We start from the raw sequence: 275 nt of genomic DNA, 5'->3' as shown, positions 1-275 counted from the left end.
TCTGCACCTGCTGGTCCTTGCGGTCCAACTGCTCCGTCAGCGCCGTCAACACCATCGTTACCTGCTGGTCCTTGTGGACCAACTGCTCCGTCAGCACCATCTGCACCCGCTGGTCCTTGCGGTCCAACTGCTCCGTCAGTTCCATCTGCACCTGCTGGTCCTTGTGGTCCGACTGCTCCGTCAATTCCATCAACGCCGTCTGCACCTGCTGGTCCTTGCGGTCCAACTGCTCCGTCAGCGCCGTCAACACCATCGTTACCTGCTGGTCCTTGTGG

General features: G+C 60.7%; 1 pseudogene. It reads right to left on the bottom strand.

Annotation, left to right across the window (positions count from 1 at the left end):
• Positions 1–275: pseudogene (locus Q1A01_RS23790) on the bottom strand (hypothetical protein); the annotation flags it as partial.

Origin of the sequence: uncultured Dokdonia sp., from assembly GCF_947492815.1 — a bacterium.
Taxonomy (GTDB): Bacteria; Bacteroidota; Bacteroidia; order Flavobacteriales; family Flavobacteriaceae; genus Dokdonia.
The sequence above is the reverse complement of the archived record's forward strand: the minus strand, read 5'-3'. Positions and strand labels throughout refer to the sequence as shown.